General features: G+C 68.3%; 26 protein-coding genes. 14 read left to right on the forward strand and 12 right to left on the reverse strand.

Annotated features, from left to right (window positions below):
- Window positions 1-26: 26 nt before the first annotated feature.
- From ACODTB_RS22430 to ACODTB_RS22445, 4 genes are all read left to right on the forward strand, one after another.
- The gene (locus tag ACODTB_RS22430; protein WP_291116843.1) at window positions 27-1229 is read left to right on the forward strand and encodes a Bcr/CflA family efflux MFS transporter; all 1203 of its coding nucleotides are present in this window, start codon (window positions 27-29) and stop codon (window positions 1227-1229) included.
- A 40-nt stretch (window positions 1230-1269) separates the two neighbouring features.
- Window positions 1270-1632, forward strand: a complete 363-nt coding sequence (locus ACODTB_RS22435) for a hypothetical protein (protein WP_291116846.1) — start codon at window positions 1270-1272, stop codon at window positions 1630-1632.
- A gap of 80 nt (window positions 1633-1712) precedes the next feature.
- Window positions 1713-2471 carry a TerC family protein gene (locus tag ACODTB_RS22440; RefSeq protein ID WP_291116849.1) on the forward strand — a complete coding sequence of 253 codons (759 nt, stop codon included), beginning with the start codon at window positions 1713-1715 and terminating at the stop codon, window positions 2469-2471.
- A gap of 57 nt (window positions 2472-2528) precedes the next feature.
- Window positions 2529-3224, forward strand: coding sequence for a Bax inhibitor-1 family protein (locus tag ACODTB_RS22445; RefSeq protein ID WP_291116852.1), 696 nt, complete (start codon window positions 2529-2531; stop codon window positions 3222-3224).
- A gap of 104 nt (window positions 3225-3328) precedes the next feature.
- On the opposite strand, the gene ACODTB_RS22450 is transcribed toward ACODTB_RS22445, so the two are convergent.
- A complete protein-coding gene (locus tag ACODTB_RS22450) occupies window positions 3329-3676 on the reverse strand; it encodes a DUF1428 domain-containing protein (RefSeq protein WP_291116855.1) in 348 nt (115 codons plus the stop codon).
- Window positions 3677-3769: 93 nt separating this feature from the next.
- Entirely contained in the window at window positions 3770-4711 is a 942-nt protein-coding gene (locus ACODTB_RS22455; protein WP_291116858.1) for a LysR family transcriptional regulator, read from the reverse strand.
- A gap of 146 nt (window positions 4712-4857) precedes the next feature.
- Here ACODTB_RS22455 and ACODTB_RS22460 point away from each other — a divergent pair, with 146 nt between their 5' ends.
- A complete protein-coding gene (locus tag ACODTB_RS22460; protein ID WP_291116861.1) occupies window positions 4858-5253 on the forward strand; it encodes a RidA family protein in 396 nt (131 codons plus the stop codon).
- Here the strand turns inward: ACODTB_RS22460 and ACODTB_RS22465 are convergent.
- The 4 genes from ACODTB_RS22465 to ACODTB_RS22480 form a co-directional block, all read right to left on the reverse strand.
- Entirely contained in the window at window positions 5222-5641 is a 420-nt protein-coding gene (locus ACODTB_RS22465) for a hypothetical protein (RefSeq protein WP_291116864.1), read from the reverse strand. The genes ACODTB_RS22460 and ACODTB_RS22465 overlap by 32 nt on opposite strands.
- Window positions 5638-5910, reverse strand: a complete 273-nt coding sequence (locus ACODTB_RS22470) for a hypothetical protein (RefSeq protein WP_291116867.1) — start codon at window positions 5908-5910, stop codon at window positions 5638-5640. Before ACODTB_RS22470 ends, ACODTB_RS22465 begins: the two co-directional genes overlap by 4 nt.
- Window positions 5911-6019: 109 nt before the next feature.
- Complete coding sequence (locus tag ACODTB_RS22475; RefSeq protein WP_291116869.1) at window positions 6020-6379, reverse strand: hypothetical protein; 360 nt, start codon at window positions 6377-6379, stop codon at window positions 6020-6022.
- A 123-nt stretch (window positions 6380-6502) separates the two neighbouring features.
- Window positions 6503-7429 carry a LysR substrate-binding domain-containing protein gene (locus tag ACODTB_RS22480; RefSeq protein WP_291116873.1) on the reverse strand — a complete coding sequence of 309 codons (927 nt, stop codon included), beginning with the start codon at window positions 7427-7429 and terminating at the stop codon, window positions 6503-6505.
- Window positions 7430-7540: 111 nt separating this feature from the next.
- Here ACODTB_RS22480 and ACODTB_RS22485 point away from each other — a divergent pair, with 111 nt between their 5' ends.
- Window positions 7541-8629, forward strand: a complete 1089-nt coding sequence (locus ACODTB_RS22485; protein WP_291116876.1) for a tartrate dehydrogenase — start codon at window positions 7541-7543, stop codon at window positions 8627-8629.
- A gap of 255 nt (window positions 8630-8884) precedes the next feature.
- Complete coding sequence (locus ACODTB_RS22490; RefSeq protein WP_291116879.1) at window positions 8885-9871, forward strand: Bug family tripartite tricarboxylate transporter substrate binding protein; 987 nt, start codon at window positions 8885-8887, stop codon at window positions 9869-9871.
- On the opposite strand, the gene ACODTB_RS22495 is transcribed toward ACODTB_RS22490, so the two are convergent.
- Window positions 9843-10361, reverse strand: coding sequence for a MarR family winged helix-turn-helix transcriptional regulator (locus ACODTB_RS22495; protein ID WP_291116882.1), 519 nt, complete (start codon window positions 10359-10361; stop codon window positions 9843-9845). The genes ACODTB_RS22490 and ACODTB_RS22495 overlap by 29 nt on opposite strands.
- A gap of 53 nt (window positions 10362-10414) precedes the next feature.
- Here ACODTB_RS22495 and ACODTB_RS22500 point away from each other — a divergent pair, with 53 nt between their 5' ends.
- Both ACODTB_RS22500 and ACODTB_RS22505 read left to right on the forward strand, forming a co-directional pair.
- Entirely contained in the window at window positions 10415-12121 is a 1707-nt protein-coding gene (locus ACODTB_RS22500) for an FAD-dependent oxidoreductase (protein ID WP_488929749.1), read from the forward strand.
- Window positions 12122-12315: 194 nt separating this feature from the next.
- Entirely contained in the window at window positions 12316-13470 is a 1155-nt protein-coding gene (locus tag ACODTB_RS22505) for an ABC transporter substrate-binding protein (RefSeq protein ID WP_488929750.1), read from the forward strand.
- A 67-nt stretch (window positions 13471-13537) separates the two neighbouring features.
- Here ACODTB_RS22505 and ACODTB_RS22510 read toward each other — a convergent pair whose 3' ends face one another.
- Complete coding sequence (locus ACODTB_RS22510) at window positions 13538-14011, reverse strand: acyl-CoA thioesterase (protein WP_291120233.1); 474 nt, start codon at window positions 14009-14011, stop codon at window positions 13538-13540.
- A 166-nt stretch (window positions 14012-14177) separates the two neighbouring features.
- On the opposite strand from ACODTB_RS22510, the gene ACODTB_RS22515 reads away from it, so the two are divergent.
- Window positions 14178-14669, forward strand: coding sequence for a DsrE family protein (locus ACODTB_RS22515; protein WP_291120231.1), 492 nt, complete (start codon window positions 14178-14180; stop codon window positions 14667-14669).
- Between the two features lie 16 nt (window positions 14670-14685).
- On the opposite strand, the gene ACODTB_RS22520 is transcribed toward ACODTB_RS22515, so the two are convergent.
- On the reverse strand, window positions 14686-16374 hold the full coding sequence (locus tag ACODTB_RS22520) for a SulP family inorganic anion transporter (protein WP_291120228.1): 1689 nt from the start codon (window positions 16372-16374) through the stop codon (window positions 14686-14688).
- A 119-nt stretch (window positions 16375-16493) separates the two neighbouring features.
- Between ACODTB_RS22520 and ACODTB_RS22525 the strand changes: the two genes are divergently transcribed.
- Window positions 16494-18011 (forward strand): hypothetical protein, encoded by a 1518-nt coding sequence (locus tag ACODTB_RS22525; RefSeq protein WP_291120226.1) that lies wholly within the window; start codon window positions 16494-16496, stop codon window positions 18009-18011.
- Between the two features lie 151 nt (window positions 18012-18162).
- Entirely contained in the window at window positions 18163-18897 is a 735-nt protein-coding gene (locus ACODTB_RS22530; protein WP_291120223.1) for a hypothetical protein, read from the forward strand.
- On the opposite strand, the gene ACODTB_RS22535 is transcribed toward ACODTB_RS22530, so the two are convergent.
- From ACODTB_RS22535 to ACODTB_RS22545, 3 genes are read right to left on the reverse strand one after another with little or no spacing between them, the layout of a single operon-like run.
- Window positions 18867-20204: a sulfatase family protein gene (locus tag ACODTB_RS22535; protein ID WP_291120221.1), complete on the reverse strand. Its 1338-nt coding sequence runs from the start codon at window positions 20202-20204 to the stop codon at window positions 18867-18869. The two genes, ACODTB_RS22530 and ACODTB_RS22535, sit on opposite strands and share 31 nt — an antisense overlap.
- Window positions 20205-20211: 7 nt before the next feature.
- Window positions 20212-21177, reverse strand: coding sequence for a Bug family tripartite tricarboxylate transporter substrate binding protein (locus ACODTB_RS22540; protein ID WP_291120218.1), 966 nt, complete (start codon window positions 21175-21177; stop codon window positions 20212-20214).
- 29 nt (window positions 21178-21206) lie between these two features.
- Window positions 21207-22175, reverse strand: a complete 969-nt coding sequence (locus ACODTB_RS22545) for a Bug family tripartite tricarboxylate transporter substrate binding protein (RefSeq protein ID WP_291120216.1) — start codon at window positions 22173-22175, stop codon at window positions 21207-21209.
- A 96-nt stretch (window positions 22176-22271) separates the two neighbouring features.
- Here ACODTB_RS22545 and ACODTB_RS22550 point away from each other — a divergent pair, with 96 nt between their 5' ends.
- A complete protein-coding gene (locus tag ACODTB_RS22550; protein WP_291120213.1) occupies window positions 22272-22769 on the forward strand; it encodes a MarR family winged helix-turn-helix transcriptional regulator in 498 nt (165 codons plus the stop codon).
- A gap of 13 nt (window positions 22770-22782) precedes the next feature.
- A complete protein-coding gene (locus ACODTB_RS22555; protein ID WP_291120210.1) occupies window positions 22783-24312 on the forward strand; it encodes a BCCT family transporter in 1530 nt (509 codons plus the stop codon).
- Window positions 24313-24315: the final 3 nt, after the last annotated feature.

Consider the following 24315-nt stretch of genomic DNA (forward strand, 5'->3'; position numbering starts at 1 on the left):
CGGTTGCCTTTCGCCAGACCCGACCCATGACCGCCCCCCGCCACGGCCCCTTGATCGCCAACCTCGTCGCCCAGCTCGCCTTCGGCCTGCTGGCCATGACCATCTGCATCCCCTCGATGCAGGAGTGGGGCGCGATCTTCGGCTCCAGCCAGGCCGCGGTGCAGCTCACTTTCAGCGGTTATGTGGTGGCCTACGGCGGGCTGCAGCTGCTGTACGGCCCGCTGTCCGACCGCCTCGGGCGCAAGAAGATCCTGCTGCTCGGCATCGCGCTGGGCGGTCTCGGCTCGCTGCTGGCCGCCCTCGCGGGCGAACTGTTCATGCTCACCGCCGCGCGCGTGCTGCAAGGCGCGGGCTGTGCCGCCGGCATGGTGGTGGGCCGCGCCATGGTGCAGGACCTGTTCGACGGCCCTGAGCGCACCCGCGTCATGGCCTACATCGGCATGGCCATGGGCCTGGTCCCGCCGCTGGCCACCATCATCGGCGGGCAGCTGCATGTGCGCCTGGGCTGGCAGGCCAACTTCGTGCTGCTGACCGGGCTGTCCCTCGTGCTGTTCATCGCCGCCTGGCGCGGCCTGCCCGACCACACCGCCCCGGCCGGACCGCAGCAGACGCACTGGCTGCGCGACATGGCCTCGTCCTACGCGCAACTCGCGCGCGCCCCGGGCTTTCTGCTCTACGTGGCCCTGCTCTCCATGACCACTGCCACTTTCTACGCCTTCCTCGCGGGCGCGCCCATCGTGCTCGGCAGCTACGGCGTGGGCCCGGCGGGCATCGGGTACCACATCATGCTGGTGCCGCTGGCCTACATCGTCGGCAACTACCTCACCACCCACCTGGTGCACCGCATCGGCGAGCGCACCGTCATGCGCCTGGGTCAGGGCAGCTCGCTGCTGGGCATCGGCCTCATGCTCGCGCTCGCGCTGGCCGGGGTGGACACGCCGCTGGCGCTCTCGCTGCCCCTGCTGCTGCTGGGCATGGGGCACGGCCTGCTGGTGCCGCCCACGCTCATCGGCACCGTGGGCCTGTTGCCGGCGCTGGCGGGCGCGGCCGCCGCCGTGGCCGGCCTGATGCAGCAGCTCATGGGTGCGGTGGGCGGTTTCGTGGTGGGCCTCGTGCCGCACGATGGCGCGGTGAACCTGGGCTGGCTGATGCTCGCGCTCTCGGCCTGCGCCGCGGTGGCCATGGCGCTGCTGCAGCGCGGCCAGGCCAGCCGCCCGGCGGCCGGCTGATCACACGCCCGAACGGGGGCGCCGGTATACTGGCCCGACCATGCGCCCTTGGCTTGCCGCCGTCTTCGCCCTGCACCTCTTCCTGAGTGTGGGTGCGTGGGCATTCGGGCCTTCCCATGGGGTGGAAGCCGTTCAGGCCAGCCCTGCGCAGAGCCTGGTGATCGAGGTGGCGGCCACCGCCGCCCAGCCGGCGCCCGACGACGGCCTGAGCGCCGACCACTGGCCCGGGCATGGCCCGACCGACGCCCAGGCCGACCTGCCCGAGTGCCTGGATGCGCCCATCGCCACGTCCGGCCCGGGCGAACACCTGCGCACACCGTCGGCGCCCCCGGCGCAAGACCTCACGCCGCCCGTGCTCGACGGGCTCCAGCGACCGCCCCGCAGCCTGCTCGCCCTCGCCTGACCGTTTCCGCCGCGCGGCCCTGAGGCCGCTCCGGCGCCCAGGTGTCCCCTTTTTTCGCCAGGCCGCTGGCGCCCCGTTCTATGGAACTGCTCACCGACCCCAATGTCTGGATCGCGTTCGCGATGCTCACCGCGCTCGAAATCGTGCTCGGCATCGACAACATCATCTTCATCTCGATCCTCGTGGGCCGGCTGCCGCCGCACCTGCGCGACAAGGCCCGCCGCCTCGGCCTGGGCTTTGCCATGGTCTCGCGGCTGGCGCTGCTGTTCACCCTGAGCTGGATCATGGGCCTCACGGCCGACCTGTTCACCGTGGTCGGCCAGGGCATCAGCGGGCGCGACATCGTGCTGCTGCTGGGTGGCCTGTTCCTGCTCTACAAGGCTTCGCACGAAATCTTCGTCGAGGTCGAGGCGCGCGAGCAGCACGGCCCGGCGGAGACCGACAGCGCCGAGCTCAAGGCCGCCGGCAGCAAACTGTTCTGGGGAATCATCGGCCAGATCGCCATCATCGACATCGTGTTCTCGCTCGACTCGGTCATCACCGCCGTGGGCATGGTCGACCAGATCAGCGTGATGGTGGCCGCCGTGGTCGTGTCGGTCGGCGTGATGCTGGTGGCGGCCCGGCCGATCGGCAATTTCGTGGACGCCCACCCCTCCGTCAAGGTGCTGGCCCTGGCTTTCCTGGTCATGGTGGGCATGGCGCTCACCGCCGAGGCCTTCGACCGCGAAGTGCCCAAGGGTTACATCTACGCCGCCATGGCCTTCTCGCTCGCGGTCGAGGCGCTCAACATCCGCGCCCGCGCCAAGCGGCAGGCCTTGGCCGCCCGCCAGGGCAGCTGAACACCGTTTCTTCTTCTCTCACTCACTCAACCATCCGTTGTTTTTTCAAGGACCCCCATGAACCCGCATCTCGACCTCTCCTCCCCCGCCGCCGCCGGCCAGGCCCTTGCCGTTGAACGCAACCGCGTGCTGCGCAACACCTACTGGCTGCTTGCGCTCTCCATGATCCCCACCGTGCTGGGCGCCTGGCTCGGCGTGGTCACCGGCATCACCGCGCCGCTCACCGGCTTCCTCGGCATCGCCGTCTTCCTGGGCGGCGCCTTCGCCTTCATGTTCGCGATCGAGAAGACCAAGAACTCCGCCGCCGGCGTGCCCGTGCTGCTGGCCTTCACCTTCTTCATGGGCCTGATGCTCTCGCGCCTGATCGGCTCGGTGCTCGGCCTGGCCAACGGCGCGGGCCTGATCATGACCGCCTTCACCGGCACCGGCGTGATCTTCCTCGGCATGGCCACGCTGTCCACCGTCATCAAGCGCGACCTGGGCAACATGGGCAAGTTCCTGTTCATCGGCATGATCATGCTGCTCGTGGCCGGCATCGCCAACGTGTTCATCCAGTCCGGCGCGCTCATGATCACGCTCTCCGTGCTGGCCATCGGCATCTTCTCGGCCTTCATCCTGTACGACCTCAAGCGCGTGCGCGACGGCGAGGAGACCAACTACATCACCGCCACCCTGGGCGTGTACCTGAGCCTGTTCAACATCTTCCAGAGCCTGCTGGCCCTGCTGGGCATCGCCGGCGGCCGCGAGGAGTGAGGCGGCGGGGCTGAGGGCGGTGCACTCCTCCTCAGCCACGCCCTGCGCGTGGTGCCCAGCGGTGACGCGCGTGGCTTGCGGGCGCGTCCGGGCGCACCCGCCGCTCAGGCGTTGAGGATCACCTCGAAGCCGCCGTAGATCATGCGCTGGCCGTCGAAGGGCATCTTCATGTCCTTCACGCGCGGGTCTTCCATGAACTTCTTCATGCCCTCGTCGCGCCTGGCGCGCGAAGGCCAGGTGATCCAGGAGAAGACCACGGTTTCGTCCGGCTTGCGCTGCACGGCCATGGGGAACGAGGTCAGCTTGCCGTCGGGCACGTCGTCGCCCCAGGTTTCCACGACGCTCAGCGCGCCGAACTCCTTGAAGACCACGGCCGCCAGGCGGGCGTGTTCGAGGTACTCCTTCTGCTTGTCGCTGGGCACGGCGGCCACGAATCCATCGATGTATTTCATGCTGAATCTCCTGGGGTATGGAACAAGGGAAGGCGGGCGCCCACGCGCCTCACCTGACCTTACGACGAATCAGGCCCGGGGAGATCGACAGTCCTACCGTGTGTCCGCGCCCTGTTTCTGGGGTGCGCCGACCGGCGCGTGCTCGGCCATCAGGTCGACGACCCAGTCGATGAACACCCGCAGCTTGGTGCTGACGTGCCGGTTCGGCGGATATGCCACGTACAGCGGCATCGGATCAAGCCGCCAACCGGCGAACAAGGGCACCAGTTCGCCTTGCGCCAGCGGCTGCCGCGCCATGTAGCGCGGCAGCCAGAGAATGCCCAGGCCGGCGATGCCAGCGGCGAGGTAGGCATTGCCGTCGTCGACCGAGAGCACGTGGCGGCCCTGCACCTCGACGCGTTCGGTGTCCCGGTGCATGGCGTAGGACACGGCCTTGCCCGTGCGGGCCCAGATGAAACCCACGATGCGGTGGTGCGTGCCGTCCAGCTCCCTCGGGTGCGTGGGCGTGCCTGCCAGGGCCAGGTAGCTCGGCGCGGCGTACACGCCCAACGGCAGATCGCCCACGCGGCGGGCCATCAGCGACTGGTCCCTGAGCTCGCCGCCGCGCACCACGCAGTCCACGTTTTCGTCGATCAGGTCCACCACGCGGTCGCTCACGCCCATGTCGAGCTGGATGTCGGGGTAGCGCGCGTGGAAGGCAGGCAGCGCCGGCACCAGGATCGTGCGGGCCAGCGGGCTGGGCACGTCCACCCGCAACCGGCCCCTGGGCAAGGCCGACGCGCTGGACAGGCTCGTTTCGGCGTCGTCCATGTCCGCCAGCAACCGCACCACGCGTTCGTGGTACGCCGCGCCATCGGCCGTCACGTTGACCTTGCGTGTGGTGCGGTTGAGCAGCTTCACGCGCAAGCGGGCTTCCAGTTGCTGCACCAGCTGCGTCACGCTGGTTTTGCTCACGCGCAGCGTCTCGGCGGCCTTGGTGAAGCTGCCTGTCTCCACCACCCGCGCGAACGCCTGCATCGCATCGAAACGGTCCATCGAGGCTCCTTGACGGTCCAAAGATTGTTTGGATTGTGCAAACAGTGATTGTTGGCCTGGCCTGTTTATCTGCGTGACCGACGTCCCTAAAGTCCCTTCATCGCATCAACGGGTCGCTTCGACCCCTTCAAGAAGGAATTCCACCCATGGCCCCACGCGACGTTGTCTTTCCCGCCGGGCGGCAGGCGCTCTACGAGAGAAACCGCTATTCACCGGCGATCCGCTCCAACGGCTTCCTGTTCGTTTCGGGGCAGGTCGGCAGCCGGGAAGACGGATTACCCGAGCCCGAACTGGACGCGCAGGTCCGCCGTGCGTTCGACAACCTGAACGCCATCCTGAAAGCCGCCGGCTGCTCCTTCGACGACGTGGTGGACGTGACCGTCTTCCTGGTGGATCCCGAAGCGAACTTCGAGAAAGTCTGGGGCATCGTGCCCGAATACTGGGGCGAAGCGCCGCATCCGACGCTGACCGGTGTCGGCGTGACCTGGCTCTACGGTTTCCAGTTCGAGATCAAGGTGATCGCCCGGTTGCCGCAGGGCTAGGGGGACTGAACGGCCGGTCGTTCTGCGGCCGCTTCTGTGGCTGGATGCGGCGGCAGAAGCGTGTCGCGGCGGCCTTGTCGGGCCCTTCGATCCGGTCCTCCAGCTCATCCAGCAGGTCCATCACGCCGGGGTTGGCCCGGTACTTCTTCCTGAGCCGCGCGAGTTCGGCGTCCGTGCCCGTGCAGGTGCGGCACACGCCACGGTCGATGTCGGCCTGCCGCGCCTTGTCGTAGCCTGCTTCACCGCGCCAGTGGTCGCATTCCTCGCGCCGCTCCAGGAACCGGCGCAGGTCGGTGGGATGCTCCGCCGCCTGGGTGGGCCACCCACCGCCGAGCAGCAGCAGGGTGAGGACGGAGATGGACGCTGCCCGCAGGGCGGGCCGCGTCACTTCTTCTGTTTGGCGACGGCCCGCCCGTAGTCGACGGACATCTTGTCCATGTAGTCCAGCGCGGCCTTGTGCTGCTCGGCATGGAACTGCATCAGCTTCTCGAACTGGTCCGCCGCCACCTCGAACGGCATGCCCACCCCGCGCATGGAGTCCAGCAGCGCCTTCTGGGACTTCAGCACCATCCACCAAGCTTCGTGGGCCTGCTGGGCGGCCGCCTTGGATTGTTCCCAGAGCGTTTTGGCCATGTCGGCCTGAGCCTTGTCGATCATGTGGGTCTCCTGCTTTGTTGAGAGGGAAGTCGGGCGGCGGCGCGGCCGGGCCCTGACGAAGAATATAGGCAATGCCGTCCGCTGGATACCCTCACGGCCGTGCAGCCGGTCAGGTCGTGGGCGCCGTCCACAGCGCCCAGATGTCTTGCGACAGTTCGTGATAGCGCTCGCGCGGCCCGGCCGTCTCCGTGCCGAACCAGCGCACGAACTCCTCGTGCAGCACGGCGGCGACCTCCTGGGCGGACTGGCAGTCCTGCAGCCTCGGGATCACCGTGCCCGCTTCCGCGTCGTACTCGTCGGTGTTGAAGTGGTAGTTGATCTCGACGGGATCGCGGCGGAACATGGCACCCGACACCGCGGCAAAAAGCTCGGGGTGCGCCTGGCGAACGCGCTCGCGCTCGACCTGCGTCTGCTGGATGGCCCGCGCCAGTTCAGGGGGGATGTCGTCGGCGTTCGCGTTGGCCACCATGGCGTGGTCCTTCCCGTTGGATGGAGGTGCAGGCAGTCTATGCGCGCCGGCCCGCAAGCCGATGCACACATGGGGGAGGCGCCGCATCGGACCGCCCCAGGAACTTGCCGCGCGCCTCTTCGCCTACTTGCTCACCGCGGCCTGCTGCGTGAAGGCCAGCGCCACGAAGTCCACGAAGGCCCGCACGCGCGCAGCCAGCTGGTGGCGCTGCGGGTAGACCGCGTGGATGGAGGCGTCGGGCGTGAAGTACTGCGGCAGCACCTGCACCAGACGCCCGTTGCGCAGGTAGCGCTCGATGTCCCATTCGGCGCGCATCAGCACACCATGGCCGTCCAGCGCCCAGTTGACGGCGATCTCGCCGTCGTTGGTGGTCAGGTTGCCGCGCGTCTTCACGGCCTCGGTGCTCACCGTTTTTCCGCGCCCGCTGGAGAGGCGCCACACGCCATACGCTTCCTCGCCCTGGCGGATGCCGATGCAGTTGTGTCGGGTGAGGTCGTGCGGCACCTTGGGCACGCCGTGTCGGGCCAGGTAGGCGGGCGAGGCGCAGAGCAGGCGCCGGTTGGGCGCGATCTGGCGCGCGATCATGCGCGAGTCGGGCGGTGCGCCGAAGCGGATGCACACGTCGAAGGCGTCGTCGGTGAGCGGAGGCGGATTGACCGAGAGTTGCAGCTGCACCTCCACCTGCGGGTGCTTGCGCACGAAGCGCGAGATGAGCGGCGCCACGTGGCTGCGGCCAAAGCCCAGCGTGGCGTTGACGCGCAGCAGGCCGGTGGGCGTGGAGCGCGAGACGCCGAGCAGCTCTTCCATGTCGTCGATCTCGCCGAGGATGCGGCGCGCGTGCTGCAGATACACCTCGCCTTCGGGCGTGAGGCTCATGCGCCGCGTGGTGCGGTTGAGCAGGGCCACGCCCACGCGCGATTCCATCTGCGCCAGGTGCTTGCTCACCGCCGGGGTAGTGACGCCGAGCTCGCGCGCGGCCGCGCTCAGGCTGCCGGCGCTGGCGAGCACCGAGAAGAAACCCAGGTCAGCGGGCTGAATGGCGGAACTCATGGGCTTCTCATTGTTGAATTGGGGTTAACGATGGATTCACTTTAGCGGTGTTTCAGCGGCCTGTCGAATCCCTACAGTCCATCCATCGACCCACCTCCCACACGAGACACCATGAAGACCTACGCCATCGCAACCATTCCCGGAGACGGCATCGGCAAGGAAGTCGTGCCCGCCGGCCAGCAGGTGCTGGAGGCGCTGGCCGCCACCAGCCACACCTTCCGCTTCCAGTTCGAGGACTTCGGCTGGGGCGGCGACTATTACCGCCAGCACGGCGAGATGATGCCGGCCGACGGCCTGGATGCGCTGCGCGGCAAGGACGCGATCCTGTTCGGCTCCGCGGGCGATCCGCACATCCCTGACCACATCACCCTCTGGGGCCTGCGCCTGAAGATCTGTCAGGGCTTCGACCAGTACGCCAACGTGCGCCCCACGCGCATCCTGCCCGGCATCGACGCACCGCTCAAGCGCTGCAAGGCCGAGGACCTGAACTGGGTGATCGTGCGCGAAAACTCCGAGGGCGAATACGCCGGCGTGGGCGGCCGCGTGCACCAGGGCCACCCGATCGAGGCGGCCACCGACGTGAGCATGATGACCCGCGTCGGCGTGGAGCGCATCATGCGCTTCGCGTTCAAGCTGGCGCAGTCGCGGCCCCGCAAGCTGCTGACGGTGATCACCAAGAGCAACGCGCAGCGCCACGCCATGGTGATGTGGGACGAGATCGCGGTGCAGATCGCAAAAGAGTTCCCGGACGTGACCTGGGACAAGGAGCTGGTGGACGCCGCCACCGCCCGCATGGTGAACCGCCCCGCCACGCTGGACACCATCGTCGCGACCAACCTCCATGCCGACATCCTGAGCGACCTCGCCGCCGCGCTGGCGGGCAGCCTGGGCATCGCGCCCACCGGCAACATCGACCCCGAGCACCGTTACCCCTCGATGTTCGAGCCCATCCACGGCTCGGCCTTCGACATCATGGGCAAGGGCCTGGCCAACCCGGTCGGCACCTTCTGGAGCTGTGTGATGCTGCTCGAGCACCTGGGCGAATTCGACGCCGCGCAGCGCCTCATGCAGGCCATCGAGCAGGTCACGGCCAACCCCGCGCTGCACACCGGCGACCTGGGCGGCAAGGCCACCACCGTGCAGGTCACGCAGGCCGTGTGTGCGCTGCTCACCGCCAGCCTGCAGCGAAAAGCCGCCTGACATGGACACCCCCCTGCGCCGCTGCGCGGCTTCCCCCCTCCGTGGTGCGCCTTCGGCGCTTCGAGGGGGAACGGCATCTCGGGCCGGCGGAGCCGGACCCTTGATGCCTCTGGTGGCGTTGTCGCCGTGCGGTGCGGGGCCCGTGCCGGCTGGGTGAAACGCAGGGGTTTCTTTGTGAGATTTCGCGCATTCCGCGCAACGACCGGGCAGTTCGTCCGGCGATACACAGGCACACCGTGCCTTATGGAGACAAGCATGAAAAACATCCGAACCATTCCGCGTCGCCTTGTCCGTCAAGGCCTGGCCTTCGCCGCCGCCATGACCGTGACCGGCGCCATGGCCCAGGCCTGGCCCGCCCGGCCCATCACGCTCATCGTGCCGTTCCCGGCCGGGGGCACCACCGACGTGCTGGCCCGCGCGCTGGGCGAGCGCCTGCAGCAGAGCCTGGGGCAGCCGGTCGTGATCGAGAGCAAGCCGGGCGCGGGCGCCACCATCGGTGCGGACTTCGTGGCCAAGGCCCGGCCCGACGGCTACACGCTGCTGGTGGGCGCGGTGCACCACACCATCGCGACCAGCGTCTACAAGAAGCTGCCCTACGACTTCCAGAAGGACCTCGCGCCGCTCACCACGATCGCCATGGTGCCCAACGTGCTGGTGGTCAACGCCACCACGCCCGCGAAGAACGTGAACGAACTCGTGGCCCTGCTCAAGGCCGACCCCGCGAAGGCGAACTACGGCTCCAACGGCAACGGCACGGCCCAGCACCTGATCGGCACGCAGTTCCAGAACAACACCGGCGCGAAGCTCACGCACATCGCCTACAAGGGCAGCGGCCCGCTGGCGACCGACCTGCTCGGCGGTCAGATCCTGATGACGTTCGACACCATCACGCCGGTGCTGCCGCACATCAAGGCCGGCAAGCTGCGCCCGCTGGCCGTGACCACGGCCACGCGCTCGCCCGCGCTCCCCGACGTGCCGACGCTGGACGAAGCGGGGCTCAAGGGCTTCAACATCGGCACCTGGTTCGGCGTGCTGGCCCCGGTGGCCACGCCCAAGGACATCCAGGCGCGCCTGAGCAGCGAGATGGTGAAGATCATCAAGTCGCCCGAGTTCCGCCAGCGCATGGCCGACATCGGCGCCGACCCGATCGGCGACAGCCCGGAGCAGATGGCCCAGACCATCAAGGCCGAAACCGAGAAGTTCGGCAAGCTCGTCAAGGACGCGAACGTGGTGATCGACTGAGCGGTGCATCCGCCACGCGGATGGACTCCACCGTGCCGCCGTAGCGCGCCAGGCCCTGAAGCAGCACCTCTGCCGCTTCGGGGCCGATTTCTTTCAGCATCTCCCGCTCGGCCTTCTTCACGGCCAGACCGAAGGCCTTGAGCCACTCGCGGCCCGCCTCGGTGAAGCGCACCGTGCGGGCCCGCTTGTCGGCCGGGTCGGCCTCGCGCACCACCAGGCCCATGCTTTCGCACTGGTCGATCAGCTCGGTCATGGCGGCGTTGGTCATGCGGGCGCGGCGCGCCAGCTCGGTGATGCGGGTGCCTTCCAGATCGAGGTGGCGCGTCAGGTTCACATGCGAGAGCCGGGTGTCGGCATGGCCGGCGGCGGCCATGAGTTCGAGCACGCGCGACTCGAAGCGCGTGACGGCGTTGCCCAGCACGCGCCCCGCGTTGCCCAGGCGCCAGGCATCGGGCGCGCGGCGCCGGGGTTGAGGGGTTTCGGTTTTCATGCGTACAATGGATTTGCTTAGGTTGCCTAATTAAATCGACGATGGAGACGGGTGTGGCGGAATTCTTGACGCTGGAACAGGCGCAGGCCGAAGGTGGCGAGCTTCGGGTGGACGTGCTGATCGCGGGTGCAGGCCCTTGCGGGCTGATGCTGGCCAACGAGCTCGGCCTGCGCAATGTACCGTGCCTGGTGGTGGACCCCAAGGCCACCACGGCCTTCAACCCGCAGGCCAATGCCACGCAGGCGCGCACCATGGAGCACTTCCGCCGCATCGGCATCGCGCGGGAAATCCGCTCGTTGGGCCTGCCCGGCGACCACCCGACCGACATCGCCTACTTCACCCGGTTTGCTCGGCACGAGCTGGCGCGCCTGCGCCTGCCCACCGCCGCGCAGGCCACCGAGCAGATCAAGTCCCTGGCCGGTTCGTGGAGCGCGGCCGAGCTGCCGCACCGCGTGTCGCAGAAGTACGTGGAGGCCGTGCTGCGCGAGCACGCCGAGCAGCGCACCGGCCGGCGCATCGGCTTTGGCTGGCGGCTGCTGTCCTTCGACGACACCGGCGACGAGGTGGTGGCGCAGGTGGCGCAGGTGGCGCCCGCGGCGGGCGGTGGCGCGGTCACGGTGCGGGCGCGTTACCTGGTGGGCGCCGACGGCGCGCGCAGCGCTGTGCGCGGCGCGCTGGGCATCGAGATGGGCGGCGCCACTGGCCTGCAGCGCCAGTTCATGGGCGGCAAGATGTTCGCGGTCTACCTGCGCGCGCCAGCGTTCTACCAACGGTATCCCCACGACATCGCCTGGATGTACGTCTCGGTGAACCACGAGCGGCGCGTGTTCATGGCCTCAGTGGACGGGCGCGGTGAGTTTGCGTTCCACGCTGCCGTGCACCCGCACGAGAAGCCGGAGGACTGGACGCATGACGACGCACGCCGCATCTTCGCCGAGGCCAGCGGCATGGACATCGACTTCGAGGTGCTCTCCACCGGCGTGTGGATCGCGGGCCATTCGCTGGTCGCCGAGCGTTACCAGCGCGGGCGCGTGTTCATTGCGGGCGACGCGGCCCACCTGTTCACGCCCACCGGCGGCCTGGGCTACAACACGGCGGTGGGCGATGCGGTGAACCTGGGCTGGAAGCTCGCGGCGGTGGTGAAGGGCCAGGCGCGGGCCGCCCTGCTGGACAGCTACGAGCAGGAGCGCCGCCCGATCGGCCTGCGCAACACGGCCTATGCGCGCGAGTTCGCGGATTCGGTGGGCCTGTTCGAGGTGACGGCCGAACTCGAGGCCGAGGGCGCCGCCGGCGATGCGCTGCGCGCGCAGGCCAGCGAGGTGCTGGGCGCGCACGTGCGGCGCGAGTTCAACATCCCCGGCGTCACCTTTGGCGAGCGCGTGGATGCCTCGCCCATCGTGTTCGGCGATCCGGCTCGCGTGCCGTCCGATCAGGCCAACGCCTACGTTCCGACCACCCAGCCGGGCGGGCGCCTGCCTCACCGCTGGCTGGAAGGCGGGCGTTCGCTGTACGACCTGCTGGGCTTCGAATGGACGGTGCTGGCGCCGGCCCACGCAGGGGCCGAGGCCACGCGCCTGGCCGAGGCGGGCCGCGCGGCGGGGCTGGACGTGGCCGTGCTGCTGCTGGAGGCGGAAAAGGTGGGCGACCTGCTGGATGAAGGCCTGCTGCTGGTGCGGCCGGATCAGGTGATCGCCTGGCGCGGCGCGGTCGTACCCGAGAACGCCTGCGCCATCTGGGCGCGGACGATGGGGGGAACGTGACCGCCCTGCGCGCGGGCATTGCCGCCAACCCCGCCAGTGCCTGCCCCCCTGAGGGCGCCGGGGCGCCGGAATCGATGAGCGGTTGAATCCGAGCGCCCGGTGAAGGCATACCCGGGAGGGGTACTCGATAGGATGGAACGTGGGGTCGCGCCTGGTGTGAGGCCCCCGTTCGATACCTATAAACGGAGTCCCACATGCAGTCCTCCCCGCCCATGCCCGGCCTTTCGCGCCGCCACTTCAACGGCCTCGTGGCCGGTGCCGCCGTGTTGGGCGCGCCCGCGTTGCGCGCGCAGTCGGGCAACCGCATCGTGCTCGGCCAGTCGGCCGCGTTCACGGGCGCGGCGGCGCAGCTGGGCATCCAGTTCCATGCCGGGGCCAAGCTGTTTTTCGACCAGCTCAACGGCCAGGGCGGCGTGAACGGCCAGCGCATCGAGATCGTGCAGCTCGACGATGGCTACGAGCCGGACCGCTGCGCCGAGAACACCCAGAAGCTGCTGGCCAGCGAGGTGTTCGCGCTGTTCGGCTACATCGGCACGCCCACCAGCCTGGCCGCGCTGCCGCTGGCGACCAAGGCGCAGACCCCGTTCATCGCGCCCTTCACCGGGGCCATGGGCCTGCGCCAGCCGTTCAACCGGCTCGCCTTCCACCTGCGCGCCTCGTACAACGACGAGACCGCGCTCATCGTGCGCCAGCTCACCAACCTCGGGCTGAACAAGGTGGCGGTGTTCCACCAGAACGACGCCTACGGCAAGGCCGGCCTCGATGGCACGGTGCTCGCGCTGACGGCGCGCAACCTCAAGCCCGTGGCCACGGCCACGGTGGAGCGCAACTCGGTGGATGTGGCGCAGGCCGTGGCCACCATCAACGCGGCCAAGCCCGACGCGGTGGTGCAGATCAGCGCCTACAAGTCGTGCGCGGCCTACATCCGTGCCGCGCGCGCGGCCGGCTACGGTGGCACCTTCTACAACGTGTCCTTCGTCGGTACGCAGGCCCTGGCCGACGAGCTGGGCAAGGACGGCGCGGGCGTGGTGGTCTCGCAAGTGGTGCCCACGCCGTACAGCGCGTCGCGCCCGATCGCGCGCGAGTTCATCGAGGCCATCGGCAAGGGCGGCAACAAGGTGCAGCCCAACTTCTCCAGCATGGAAGGCTTTCTCGCGGCGAAGCTGTTCAGCGAAGGCCTGCGCCGCGCGGGCTCGCGGGTCACGCGCGACAGCTTCATCAACGGCATGGAGGCCATCGGCGAACAATCCTTCGGTGGCTTCCAGGTCTCGCTGGGCCCGAACGACCACGTGGCGTCCAGCTTCGCCGAGCTGTCGATGCTCACCGGCGACGGCAAAGTGCGGACGTAAAGGGAGACACCCCTGCTCGGGCCTGCAAAGCCGGACCCTTGATGCCCTGGATCAAGTCAGTCCGGGCTCATCGGATCGCCGCGTAGCGCTGCTCCATTTCCTGGCGCATGGTCTTGCGCAGCGTGGCCGCCGCGTGCCGGCGGTGCTCGTCGGGCGTGCCGGGTTCGAGCGGCGGCACGGCCCGGGGCTTGCCGTGGTCGTCCACCGCGATCATGGTGAAGAAGCAGCTGTTCACGTGCCGCTGCGCCTGGGTGCGGATGTTCTCCGCGATCACCTTGATGCCGACCTCCATCGACGAGGTGCCGGTGTGGTTCACGGCCGCGAGGAACGTGAGCAGTTCACCCACCTGGATCGGCTGGCGGAACATCACCTGGTCCACGCTGAGCGTGACCACGTAGGACGCCGCGTAGCGGCTGGCGCAGGCGAAGGCCACCTGGTCGAGCAGCTTGAGCACGGTGCCGCCGTGCACCTTGCCCGAGAAGTTGGCGGTGTCGGGGGTCATCAGCACCGTCATGCTGAGTTGGTGTCGGGGCAGTTCCATGAATCGGTCCGTGGGTCGGTTGGCGCAAGAGCGGGGCGCAGGCGGGTGATTCTGCCGGCATTAAAGAAGTTGTTTCGAATATCCGGATTTTCCGGCTAACCTCGGGCTCCCCCCAACACAGGAGACCATCATCAACACCCGTCTTGTCCCGCTGGCGCTCGCCGCCTTGCTGAGCACCGCCGCCTGGGCCGGCCCCCAGGACCCTTCGTCTTTCGACGGCACGCGCTACGCGCCGCAGAAAGCGCTGTACGACTTCAACTTCGCCAAGCCTCTCGAAGGCAAGGCGGCGTTCGGCTACATCAAGAACCACCTGCGCGCGATCAAGGAATACGGCGACCCGGCCCGATCGCACATCGTGATCGTGGCGCACGGCAACGAGCTGCACGCCTTCTCCCGCCTCAACCGCGCGGCCTATCCCGACATGTACGAGGAACTCAAGGCGCTGAAGGACGCGGGCGTGACGATCCGCGTGTGCAGCAACGCGGCGCGTTCGCGCGGCTACAAGCCCGATGAGTTCTACGACGTGATCACCGTCGTGCCGGCCGCCGTGATCGACCTAGCCAAGTGGCAGAACGAGGGCTACAGCTACATGTACGCCGAGAGCTTCCCGCGCCTCACGCGCGAGGAGCTCGTGAAGCAGACGATCGAACTGCAGTAAGCCACGGACGGCCAGCTCAGGCCGGGGCGGCGTCCTGCATGGTGGGCGCCGCCTCGGTGAGCGCATCGGCCGCGCGCAGGCCGTCGGCCTCGGTGCGGTAGAGGTGCAGGCGCGGGCCCGCTTCCAGGTGCCCGGCCAGGCGCAGCACGTTTTCCACCGGCAGCTTGATGCCGACCAGGTGCAGTTCGATGCGCTGGTCGTCGAGCTGTTCGCGCAGGCGGCCGAAGGCTTCGGCGCCGGTGGCGTCGATCCAGTTGATCGGGTGCGCGATCAGCATCACGTGGCGCGTATCGGGGTGGGCGGTGATGTGCTCGGACACCGCGCGCTCGAAGCCGTTGGCGGTGGCGAAGTCCAGGGCGGCGTCCATGCGCAGCGCATACAGGCGCGGCGCCAGCGGCGGCAGTTTCCAGAGATGGCGGTCGCGCAGGCTGCCGTCGGGGTGCAGGCCCACTTCGATGATGCGCGGGTGCAGCCGCAGGTAGAGGAAGTGCGACAGCGCCATGAGCACGCCCGCCAGCACACCCCAGTACAGGCGCGGCGCGGCCAGCACCGTCACCGCGAAGGTGATGCCGGCGATCACCGTCTCCACGCGCGAGAGTTTCCACAGCTGGGTGAACGCGCGCGGCTTGATCAGGCCGATGACCGCCACCAGCACGATGGCGGCCAGCACCGCCAGCGGCACGTGGTGCAGCAGCGGGATGAACAGCAGCAGGGCGATCAGCACCACGACCACCGAGAAGATGGTGGCCCAGCCGGTCTTGGCGCCGGCGTACAGATTGAGCGCCGAGCGCGAAAACGAGGAACTGGTGGGGAACGCACCGCTCAGGCCCGAGGCCAGCTTGGCCAGGCCCTGGCCGATCAGGTCCTGGTCCTGGTCCCAGCGCTGGCCGCGCTGCCCGTTGTCCACCTTGGCGCTGGAGGCGGTTTCCAGAAAGCTCACCAGCGTGATCACCAGCGTGGGCACCACCAGCTGGCCCAGCGTGGCCCAGCCCGGCCAGCCCGGCCAGTAGAGCGCGGGCAGGCCCTGCGGCAGGGAGCCGATGACCGCACCGCCTTGGGCCTCGAAGCCGACGGCGTAGCTGATGGCCGCGCTCGCCACCACCACGGTGAGCACGGTGGGAAAGCCCGGCCGCCAGCGGCGCGCGAGCACCAGCAGCGCGAGGCTGCCCACACCGAAGAGCAGGGCCGGCCAGTGCACCTGGGGTTGCGAGAGCAGCGTGTCCCAGGCGCCGAAGCCCAGCAGGGCCGGCAGCTGCGAGGCAATGATGAGCACCGCCGCGGCCTGCGTGAAGGCCATGAGCACCGGTGAGTTGACCAGGTTGAGCAGCCAGCCGAAGCGCGCGAAGCCCAGCGCGATCTGCAGCAGGCCGGTGAGCAGGGCGAGCCACACCGCCAGCGCCACCCATTGCGCGCTGCCGGGTTCGGCCAGCCCGCTGAGCGAGGCGCCCACCAGCAGGCAGGTGAGCGCGGTGGGGCCGACCGCGAGGCGCGGTGAGGCGCTGAACAGCACCGCGATGAGCGCGGGCAGCAGCGAGGCGTAGATGCCCGTGACCAGCGGCATGCCGGCCAGCGCGGCATAGGCCACGCCCTGCGGGATCACCATGAGGCCGACCGTGAGGCCGGCCATGGCCTCGCCGCGCAGCAGGGTGGCGTCAGGGCGTGGCCAGCGGAGGAAGGGAAACAGGTGCTGAAGGCGGGTGGACATGGCGCTGATCGTACTGAATTGAGGGCGCCCTGTTGGCATGGAAGGCCGGTTCGTGCCAATGAGGGGTGAAATGGCCTCGGCAGGCGGGCGTCTCGCAGGAGGCGTCCGCCTGCCACGGCATGAACTTTGTGGTGGGGCTCGTCACTTTTTGGCTTTGTTTCATTGCCCGTTTGCCAAGGAGTCAGAACGTGAATGTGTCCTTCTCACCCGACCGTCAACCCTTCCAACAATCCTTCGCTGATCCTTCGCATGAATTGAAGAAGCAATGGGACGAGACCTCCGCGGAGGATCAACGCCGTCTGATCGGCGACTCTGCCGTCCTCCATCTTCTGCGCACCGTCAATGAGAGTCGGTACGAGGACCTGGCCGTGTACTTGGTGGATTCACGCGACTACTTTCCTTCCTTTCTCTGGGGGTTGCCTGAAGAGAAAATTCGCATTACCGATAAGAGCAAGGAGGTGCTTCGTTCGCTGTTGCGCAATGACGGGATCGCGGGACACGACCACCACAAGCTGGTGACGCTGCGGGAGTTGCTGGTGAGTCTTGCAGCCCACGGGGAAGGTGCCGCAACGGTTGAGGCAACGGATGAGGCAACGGATGAGGGTATTCGGTATGTCCGCGCGCTCGAGAAGATTCCGCAGGATCTGAACTCGAGTTGCACGGGGAGCGCGAAAGCGCCTGAAGAGTCGTATCAGGCCTCGACCGGCGAGGCCTCCGGTGAGTCGAGCGAGTCCAAGGCCGTTCCACAGCCGCTCGTCAAGGTGCCAGACCCTGAGGCCAAGAAGCTTGTGTCTGTCTCCGAGGCATTGCAGGACCCGGAACTGACGTCCGAGCAGGTTCTTCGTCTTTTGACTCCGACGGATGATAAAACCAGCCCGAAGTTGCGGAAACGGATCGGGGAGCGCACCGGGAATGCCGAAGAACTCGCTCGGAAGCGCGATGCGTTCAGGGCCTACGTCGCGCGGTTGAAGGAACACGCGCCTCGGCTGACGGCTTCGCAACTGCAGAGGCTGCACCAGTACCTGCACCTTTCCCAGACCGTCAAAGGCAAGTTCTGGGACAGCAACAGCGCCGGCTACAACCAGCTGATGGAGGACCGGGCGCTTTACCACGAGTACAGGGCGCTGAAGACGCTCCTCAAGAATGCCCAATTGCCGGGGAGTTCGGACCGGGACGTGGTGTACACGCAGATCTCCGCGGAAGTTCGCGCCGTGACCAGTCGGCTCAATGAGTCTGAGCTGGATGACGCTCAGCGCCATGCGCTGCTGGTGTCCGCGAATGGCGACAAACCGCCGCTCTTGCGGCGCCTGCTGGAGTCGCCGATCAGTTCGGCCTTTTCCATCGTGCACAAGCGCTCGGCGTTCCGGAATTACCTCCGATTGCTCGCGCGTCACGCACCCGGGCTCAGCCCCGATCAAGGAAAGCGCTTGCATCGTGCGCTTCTTGACTGCCAGAAGGTGCCTGCCCGCTTGTTTGGTCGCTCCGACAGCAAAGGGTACCGGCAATTGATGAAGGACCAGGCGCTGTGTCAGGAATACACGATGCTGATGGCGTGTCTGGCTCATGGAACCCGGATGCAGGATACCCCCTTAGGCCAGCTATTTCTCGCTCAAATGCAGCGCCAGAGCGAGGAATAACCGTCGCGTTCCTTCGACGGGCACTGCGGTTCGTGGAGGCGATCGCGGGCTTCGTTCCCGATGGGATGCAGGCGGACACACGGCGCGAACAGCGGGGCGAGAGACGGTCACTCTACGGGTGTGACCGTCGACAGCCACAAGGAGTCGCGCCATGTTCTCAAGCCTCATCACCCGTTTTCACGGCAGCTTTGCCCCCTCGCAGGCCGATGCCGGTCCCTCCACGGGCATGAAACTGTGCTCGACGTTCGCGCCGCCACATCCGGCAGACCCTCTCCTGGCCAATGACGACCTTCGGGGTTTCCTGAGTGCCGTGATGCGCCAGCACGGAGAGGGCCGCATTCCTGATGGCGAATGGCGGTCGATTGCCCGGTTCCTGACCGGTCGGGGCGAGTCGCTCCCCCCGTCGGTGATGCACCTGGCATCGCCATGGCCCCGGGCCTGCACCACCGGGGTGGCCGTGCATGCATTCTTCCGGGCCGACCGTTCGCGCACGGACGACGCCCCCGAGGCGATCATCGCCCGGCTCCAGACCCTGCTGGCGCACCTGAAGGAACATGCGCAGGCTCAGGAGGAATCCTGGCTGTCCCACGGGTTCAAAGTGGAGTTTCAGGCGTTGTGCCACGATCCCTCCATCGGGCCGCTGGATCGCATCGAAGTGGTGGACATGGCCGTGCTCCAGCTCGGCCCCCTGGGCGGTGAACAGCTTCGTGACTGCGTTCATCGCATCAGCCGGCTCATGGGCTTGCTGTCCGAGGAAGCGTACCCCTGCATCCGCGACGTGTTGTCTCGAATCGCCAATGAGGCAAGCTGGCAGCTGGATCTGTTCAGCCCATCGCAGGAGCCCGGCACCCCGGTTCAGCGCTGCGGCATGTCCTTGGCCGAATAACCCAGGCTCACCGTCGCGTCCACCGGGATCGGCGGCACGCTGGCGTCCCAAGCCACCCACTGTTCGCGCATGCGCGCCAGCCGCTCGGGCTCGCGCGCGGCGAGGTTGGCGCGCTCGCGCTCGTCCTTGCCGATGTTGAACAGGTATTCGTGGCCATCCACCTGCAGGTACTTCCAGTCGCCCTCGCGCAGCGCGCGCTGGCCCCGGTGGTTCATGCGCCAGTACAGCGGGCGCTCGAAGCGCTGCGCGGGATCGCGCAGCACATTGAGCAGGCTCACGCCGTCCAGGGGCCAGTCCGGGTCGGCCTGGCCGCCGCCGGCTTCGAGCAGGGTGGCCGACCAGTCCATGGTCATGCAGTGCTGGGTGCTCACCGTGCCGGCCGGAATGGCGGCGGGCCAGTGCGCGATCCAGGGCACGCGGATGCCGCCTTCGGTGAGGTCCATCTTGCCGCCGACCAGCGGCCAGTTGTCCGAGAAGCGCTCGCCGCCGTTGTCGCTGGTGAAGACGATCAGCGTGTTCCCTTCCAGCCCTTCTTCGCGCAGCGCGGCCATGAGGCGGCCGATGCCTTCGTCCATGTGGTGGATCATGCGGCGGTAGGTCTGCACGTCGCCGCCGTGCAGGTGGAACAGGTTCTTCGCCACGTCCGAGGCCACGTGCGCGTCGTCGCGCGTTTCCCAGGGCCAGTGCGGTGCGGTGTAGTGCAGGCTGAGCAGGAAGGGCTTGCCGGCCTTGGCGTCGGCCGCGCGCTGGTGCACGTGGTCCACCGCGCGCTGTGAGAGCACGTCGGTGAGGTAGCCCACCTCGTGGTGCTCCTGCTCGTCGATGTAGAGGTCGTGCTCACCGCTGGACGAGCAGTGGGTGAAGTAGTCCACGCCGCCGGCCATGATGCCGAAGAACTCGTCGTAGCCCGAGCGGCGCGGCCCGAACGAGGGCGGGTAGCCCAGGTGCCATTTGCCGATGAGGGCGGTGTGGTAACCCACTTTCTTCAGCAGCGAAGGCAGGGTCGGCACCTCGGGCGGCAGGCCCAGCGTGGTGCTGCCCTTGCTGCGGCTGTTGATGGGCTCTTCCATCGCGCCGCGCAGCCGGTACTGGTAGCGCATGGTGATGAGCGCGAAGCGGGTGGGCGAGCACACCGGCGAGTTGGCGTAGCCCTGCGTGAACTTCACGCCGCCAGCGGCCAGGCGGTCGATGTGGGGCGAGACGGCACCGAAGTCGGCCTCGCGGCCGCCATAGCAGCCGAGGTCGGCGTAGCCGAGGTCGTCGCAGACGACGTAGATGAGGTTGGGGCGCTGCTGTGTTGAGGTCATGGCGTGCTCACTCCACCTTCATCCCGGTGGCCTTGACGATCGGGCCGTAGCGGTTGTACAGCGCGTCCAGGCGCTGGCTGGCCTGCGCGCCGGTCAGGCCTTCGAAGAACAGGTCCAGGTGGGTCATGCGGGCCTGCACGTCGGGCCGCTTGAGCGCGTCCACGATGCCCTTCTGCAGCGCCTGCGCCACCGCGTCGGGGATGGCCGCGGGCACCATCACGATGTAGAGCACCTCCTGCTCCAGGCTCTTGAGGCCGGCTTCGGCCACCGTGGGCAGCTCGGGCGCCAGGCGCGAGCGCTGGCGGCTGGTGACGGCCAGCGCGGTGATCTTGCCGGTCTGCACGTGCGGCAGCATGCCGGGCGTGGCGAGCACGCCCCCATCGACCTCGCCCGAGAGCACGGCGGTGACGGCCGGCGTGTTGCCGCGGTAGGGCACGTGGGTGATCTTCGCCTGCGTGGCCTCCTTGATGACCTCCACCGCGAGGTGGCCCGGGCTGCCGCTGCCGGCCGAACTGAAATTCAGCCCCTTGGTCTTGGCCACCTCGACCATGCCGGTCAGGTTCCTGATGCCGGTGGCCGGGTTCACGCCCACCAGCAGGCCGGAAGAGGCCATCACCACCAGGGGCTTGAGGTCGCCGCGCTTGAACGGCATGTTGCCGTAGAGGTGGGGGTTGACGGTGAAGGTGGTGTCGATGCCGAACAGCACGGTATAGCCGTCGGCCGGCGCGCGCGCCACCTCGGCCGCGCCGATGTTGCCGGCCACGCCGGCCTTGTTCTCCACCACGAAGGGCTGCTTGAGCGTCTCCTGCAGCACGGCGGCGACCGAGCGCGCGAGCAAGTCCGCGGGGCCGCCGGCGGGGAAGTTGGTGACGAAGCGCACCGGCTTGTTCGGGTAGCTGTCCTGGGCGTGGACGAGAGAAACGGCGGTGGCCGCGAGCAGGGCGAGGGCAAGGCGGAGAACGGTGATCTTCATGGAACGTGAATGAGAGAGGAAAAAGCCGCTCAGGGCTGGTAGCCGGACGTCTGCACGACGGGGGCCCATTGCGCACGGTAGGCCGCGAGCATGCGGCGGGTCTGCTCGGGGGTGCTGGCCACCGGGCCCAGGCGCGCGTCGTTGAAGCGGCGCACGGTCTCAGGGTCCTGCATGACCTCGCGGATCGCCTGGCCGAACTGCGCCGCGCGGGCCGCGGGCATGCTGGCGGGCGCGAAGAAGGTGTTCCAGCCCTCGGCCCCAAGGTCCAGTCCGGCTTCCTTGAAGGTGGGGATGGCGGGCGCGAAGGGCGAGCGCCTGGCGCTGGAGACGGCGAGGATGCGGATCTTGCCGGCCTCGTGCTGCGGCAGCAGCGTGTCGAAGGTGTCGCAGGCCACCGGCACCTGACCGCCCATCAGGTCGGCCAGCAACGGGCCGGAGCCCCGGTAGCCCACCACCTGCGCCTTCACGCCGGCCTTCTCGCCCACCATGAGGCCGAAGAAGTGCGGCAGGCTGCCAGTGGCCGGCACGCCGAAGTTGGCCTGCTCGGGGTTGGCGCGCAGCCAGGCCAGCAGGTGGTTGAGTTCGCGCACCGGCACACCCGCGCCCACCGCCACCGCGAACTCGTAGCTGCTGGCCTGCGACACCGGCTGGAAGTCCTTGTCGGGGTCGTAGCCCGCGTCCTTGAACACCAGCGGCGCGACCAGCATCAGCGCCGGGTTGGCCAGCAGCAGCACGTTCTGGTTGGCCGGCGTGGCCTTGAGCTGTTGCGCCGCAATGCGCCCGCCGCCGCCGGTGCGGTTTTCCACCACCACGGTCAGGCCCAGCTTGGGCCCGAGCTTGTCGGCCACCAGGCGCGCGACGCGATCGGACGAACCGCCCGGCGCGTAAGGCACCACCACGCGCAGGGGGCCTTCGAGGGGCTGGGCGTGGGCCGGCAGGGCGGTGGACGCGGCCAGCGCGGCGGTGAGGGACAACAGCAGCCGTCGGCGGGGAATCATGGTGGGTCTCCAGAGGGGAAAATTTTCCCGAGCAACCCAGCATCCTATGCAGCGACAATCAATTGCAGAAATCAATCATTGCGGGTGTTTTCCCTGATGAGCAACCGAATCACGGCACCGCAGCGGCAGGCCGACCTGCTGCTGTACCGGCTCTACCGCATCCACACCACCGCCGGGCGGCTGGTGGTGCACATGTGCGAGAGCGAATTCGGCATCACGCGGCGCGAGTGGCGCATCCTGTCCTTCCTGGCCGAGCGCGAGGGCGCCCTCTCGTCCCAGCTGGCCGAACACGCCATGCTCGACCGCGCACGCACCTCGCGCACCCTGAGCACGCTGGTGGCCAAGAAACTCGTGGTGCGCCAGCCTCGCCCGTCGGACCGGCGCGAGGTGCACGTTTTCCTGACGGACGAGGGCCGGCGGCTGTATGGTGCGATCTACCCACGCGTGGCGGCGATCAACCGCGAACTGGTGGCCGACCTCGATGGCCCGCAGCTCGAACAGCTCGACGCCATGGTGGATGCCTTGCAGGTCCAGGCCGCCCGCATGGTGGCGGCCAGGCCCGAGACCCCGACACCGCAGGACGGTGGAGATTGAGGAGGACCCATTCATGCAACTCATCGTTTCGGCCGGCGTGATCCTGGCCGTCGTTCTGTGGGGCGTCATCGCCCCCGATGCCCTGGACGTGCTGTTCCAGGGTGCGCTCGCGGTCATCACGCGCGATTTCGGCTGGCTCTACCTGTGGGTGGTGCTGGGCCTGGTGGTGTTCGCGCTGGTGCTGGCGTTCAGCCGCTATGGCGATCTCAAGCTCGGTGGCGAGGACGATGAGCCCGAGTTCTCCATCGGCAGCTGGTTCGCCATGCTGTTCGCGGCCGGCATGGGCATCGGCCTGGTGTTCTGGGGCGTGGCCGAGCCGATCTCGCACTACGGCACGCCGCCGCCGGGCATCGCGGCGCGCACGCCGGAGGCCGCCAACGCGGCCATGCGCTACAGCTTCTTCCACTGGGGCCTGCATCCCTGGGCGGTCTACAGCATCGTTGCGCTGTCGATCGCCTTCTTCCAGTTCCGCAAGGGCGGCACCGCGCTGGTGAGCACGGCGGTGCAGGCCCTGCCCTGGGCGCCGCTGCAGCGGCTCGGCCCGGTGGTGAACGTGCTCGCGGTGATCGCGACCGCTTTCGGTGTGGCGGCGTCGCTCGGCATGGGCGCGCTGCAGATCAACAGCGGCCTGCACGCGCTGCTGGGCCTGCCGGTGGGTGAAGCGCAGCAGGTCGGCATCATCGTGGTGACCACCGTGCTGTTCCTGGCCTCGGCCGTCAGCGGCGTCACCAAGGGCATCAAGTGGCTCTCCAACATCAACCTGATGCTTGCGGCCCTGCTGGCGCTGGTGGTGTTCGTGGTCGGCCCCACGGTGGTCATCATCGATGCCTTCACCTCCACGTTGGGCAGCTACGTCAGCGAGCTGGTGCGCATGAGCCTGCGCATGACACCGTTTCGCGACAGCACCTGGGTCGGCGGCTGGACCATCTTCTACTGGGCCTGGTGGGTGAGCTGGTCGCCCTTCGTGGGCCTGTTCATCGCGCGCGTCTCGCGCGGCCGCACGATCCGCGAGTTCGTCCTGGGCACCATGCTCGCGCCCAGCCTGGCGGCCTTCGTCTGGTTCTCGGTGTTCGGCGGCACCGCGCTGCATCTCGAGATCATGCAGGGCGTGCCGGTGGCCGACGCGGTGCGCGCCGACGTTTCCACCGCCCTGTTCGCGATGTTCAAGGCGCTGCCCATGAGCGCGCTGATGTCTGGTGTGGCCACCGTGCTCGTGCTGCTGTTCTTCGTCACCTCGGGCGACTCGGCCACGCTGGTGCTGGGCATGATGAGCACCGGTGGGGAGGAGAACCCCGGCGCGCGCGTGAAGATCGCCTGGGGCCTGCTGATCTCGGGCATTGCCATCAGCCTGCTGTTGGCCGGCGGCCTCAAGGCCGTGCAGACCGCCACCATCGTGTTCGCCCTGCCCTTCACCGTGGTGATCGTGCTGATGGCCGTCGCCCTGTGGCGCGGCGTGCGCGACGACTGGGACGAAGAGCAGCGGCGCGAGCGGGCGCTGCGCCGGCGGATGCGCGACCTGGTGGAGCCGCCGCGCGCGCCTTGAGAC

Source organism: Hydrogenophaga sp. FG152, from assembly GCF_057809615.1.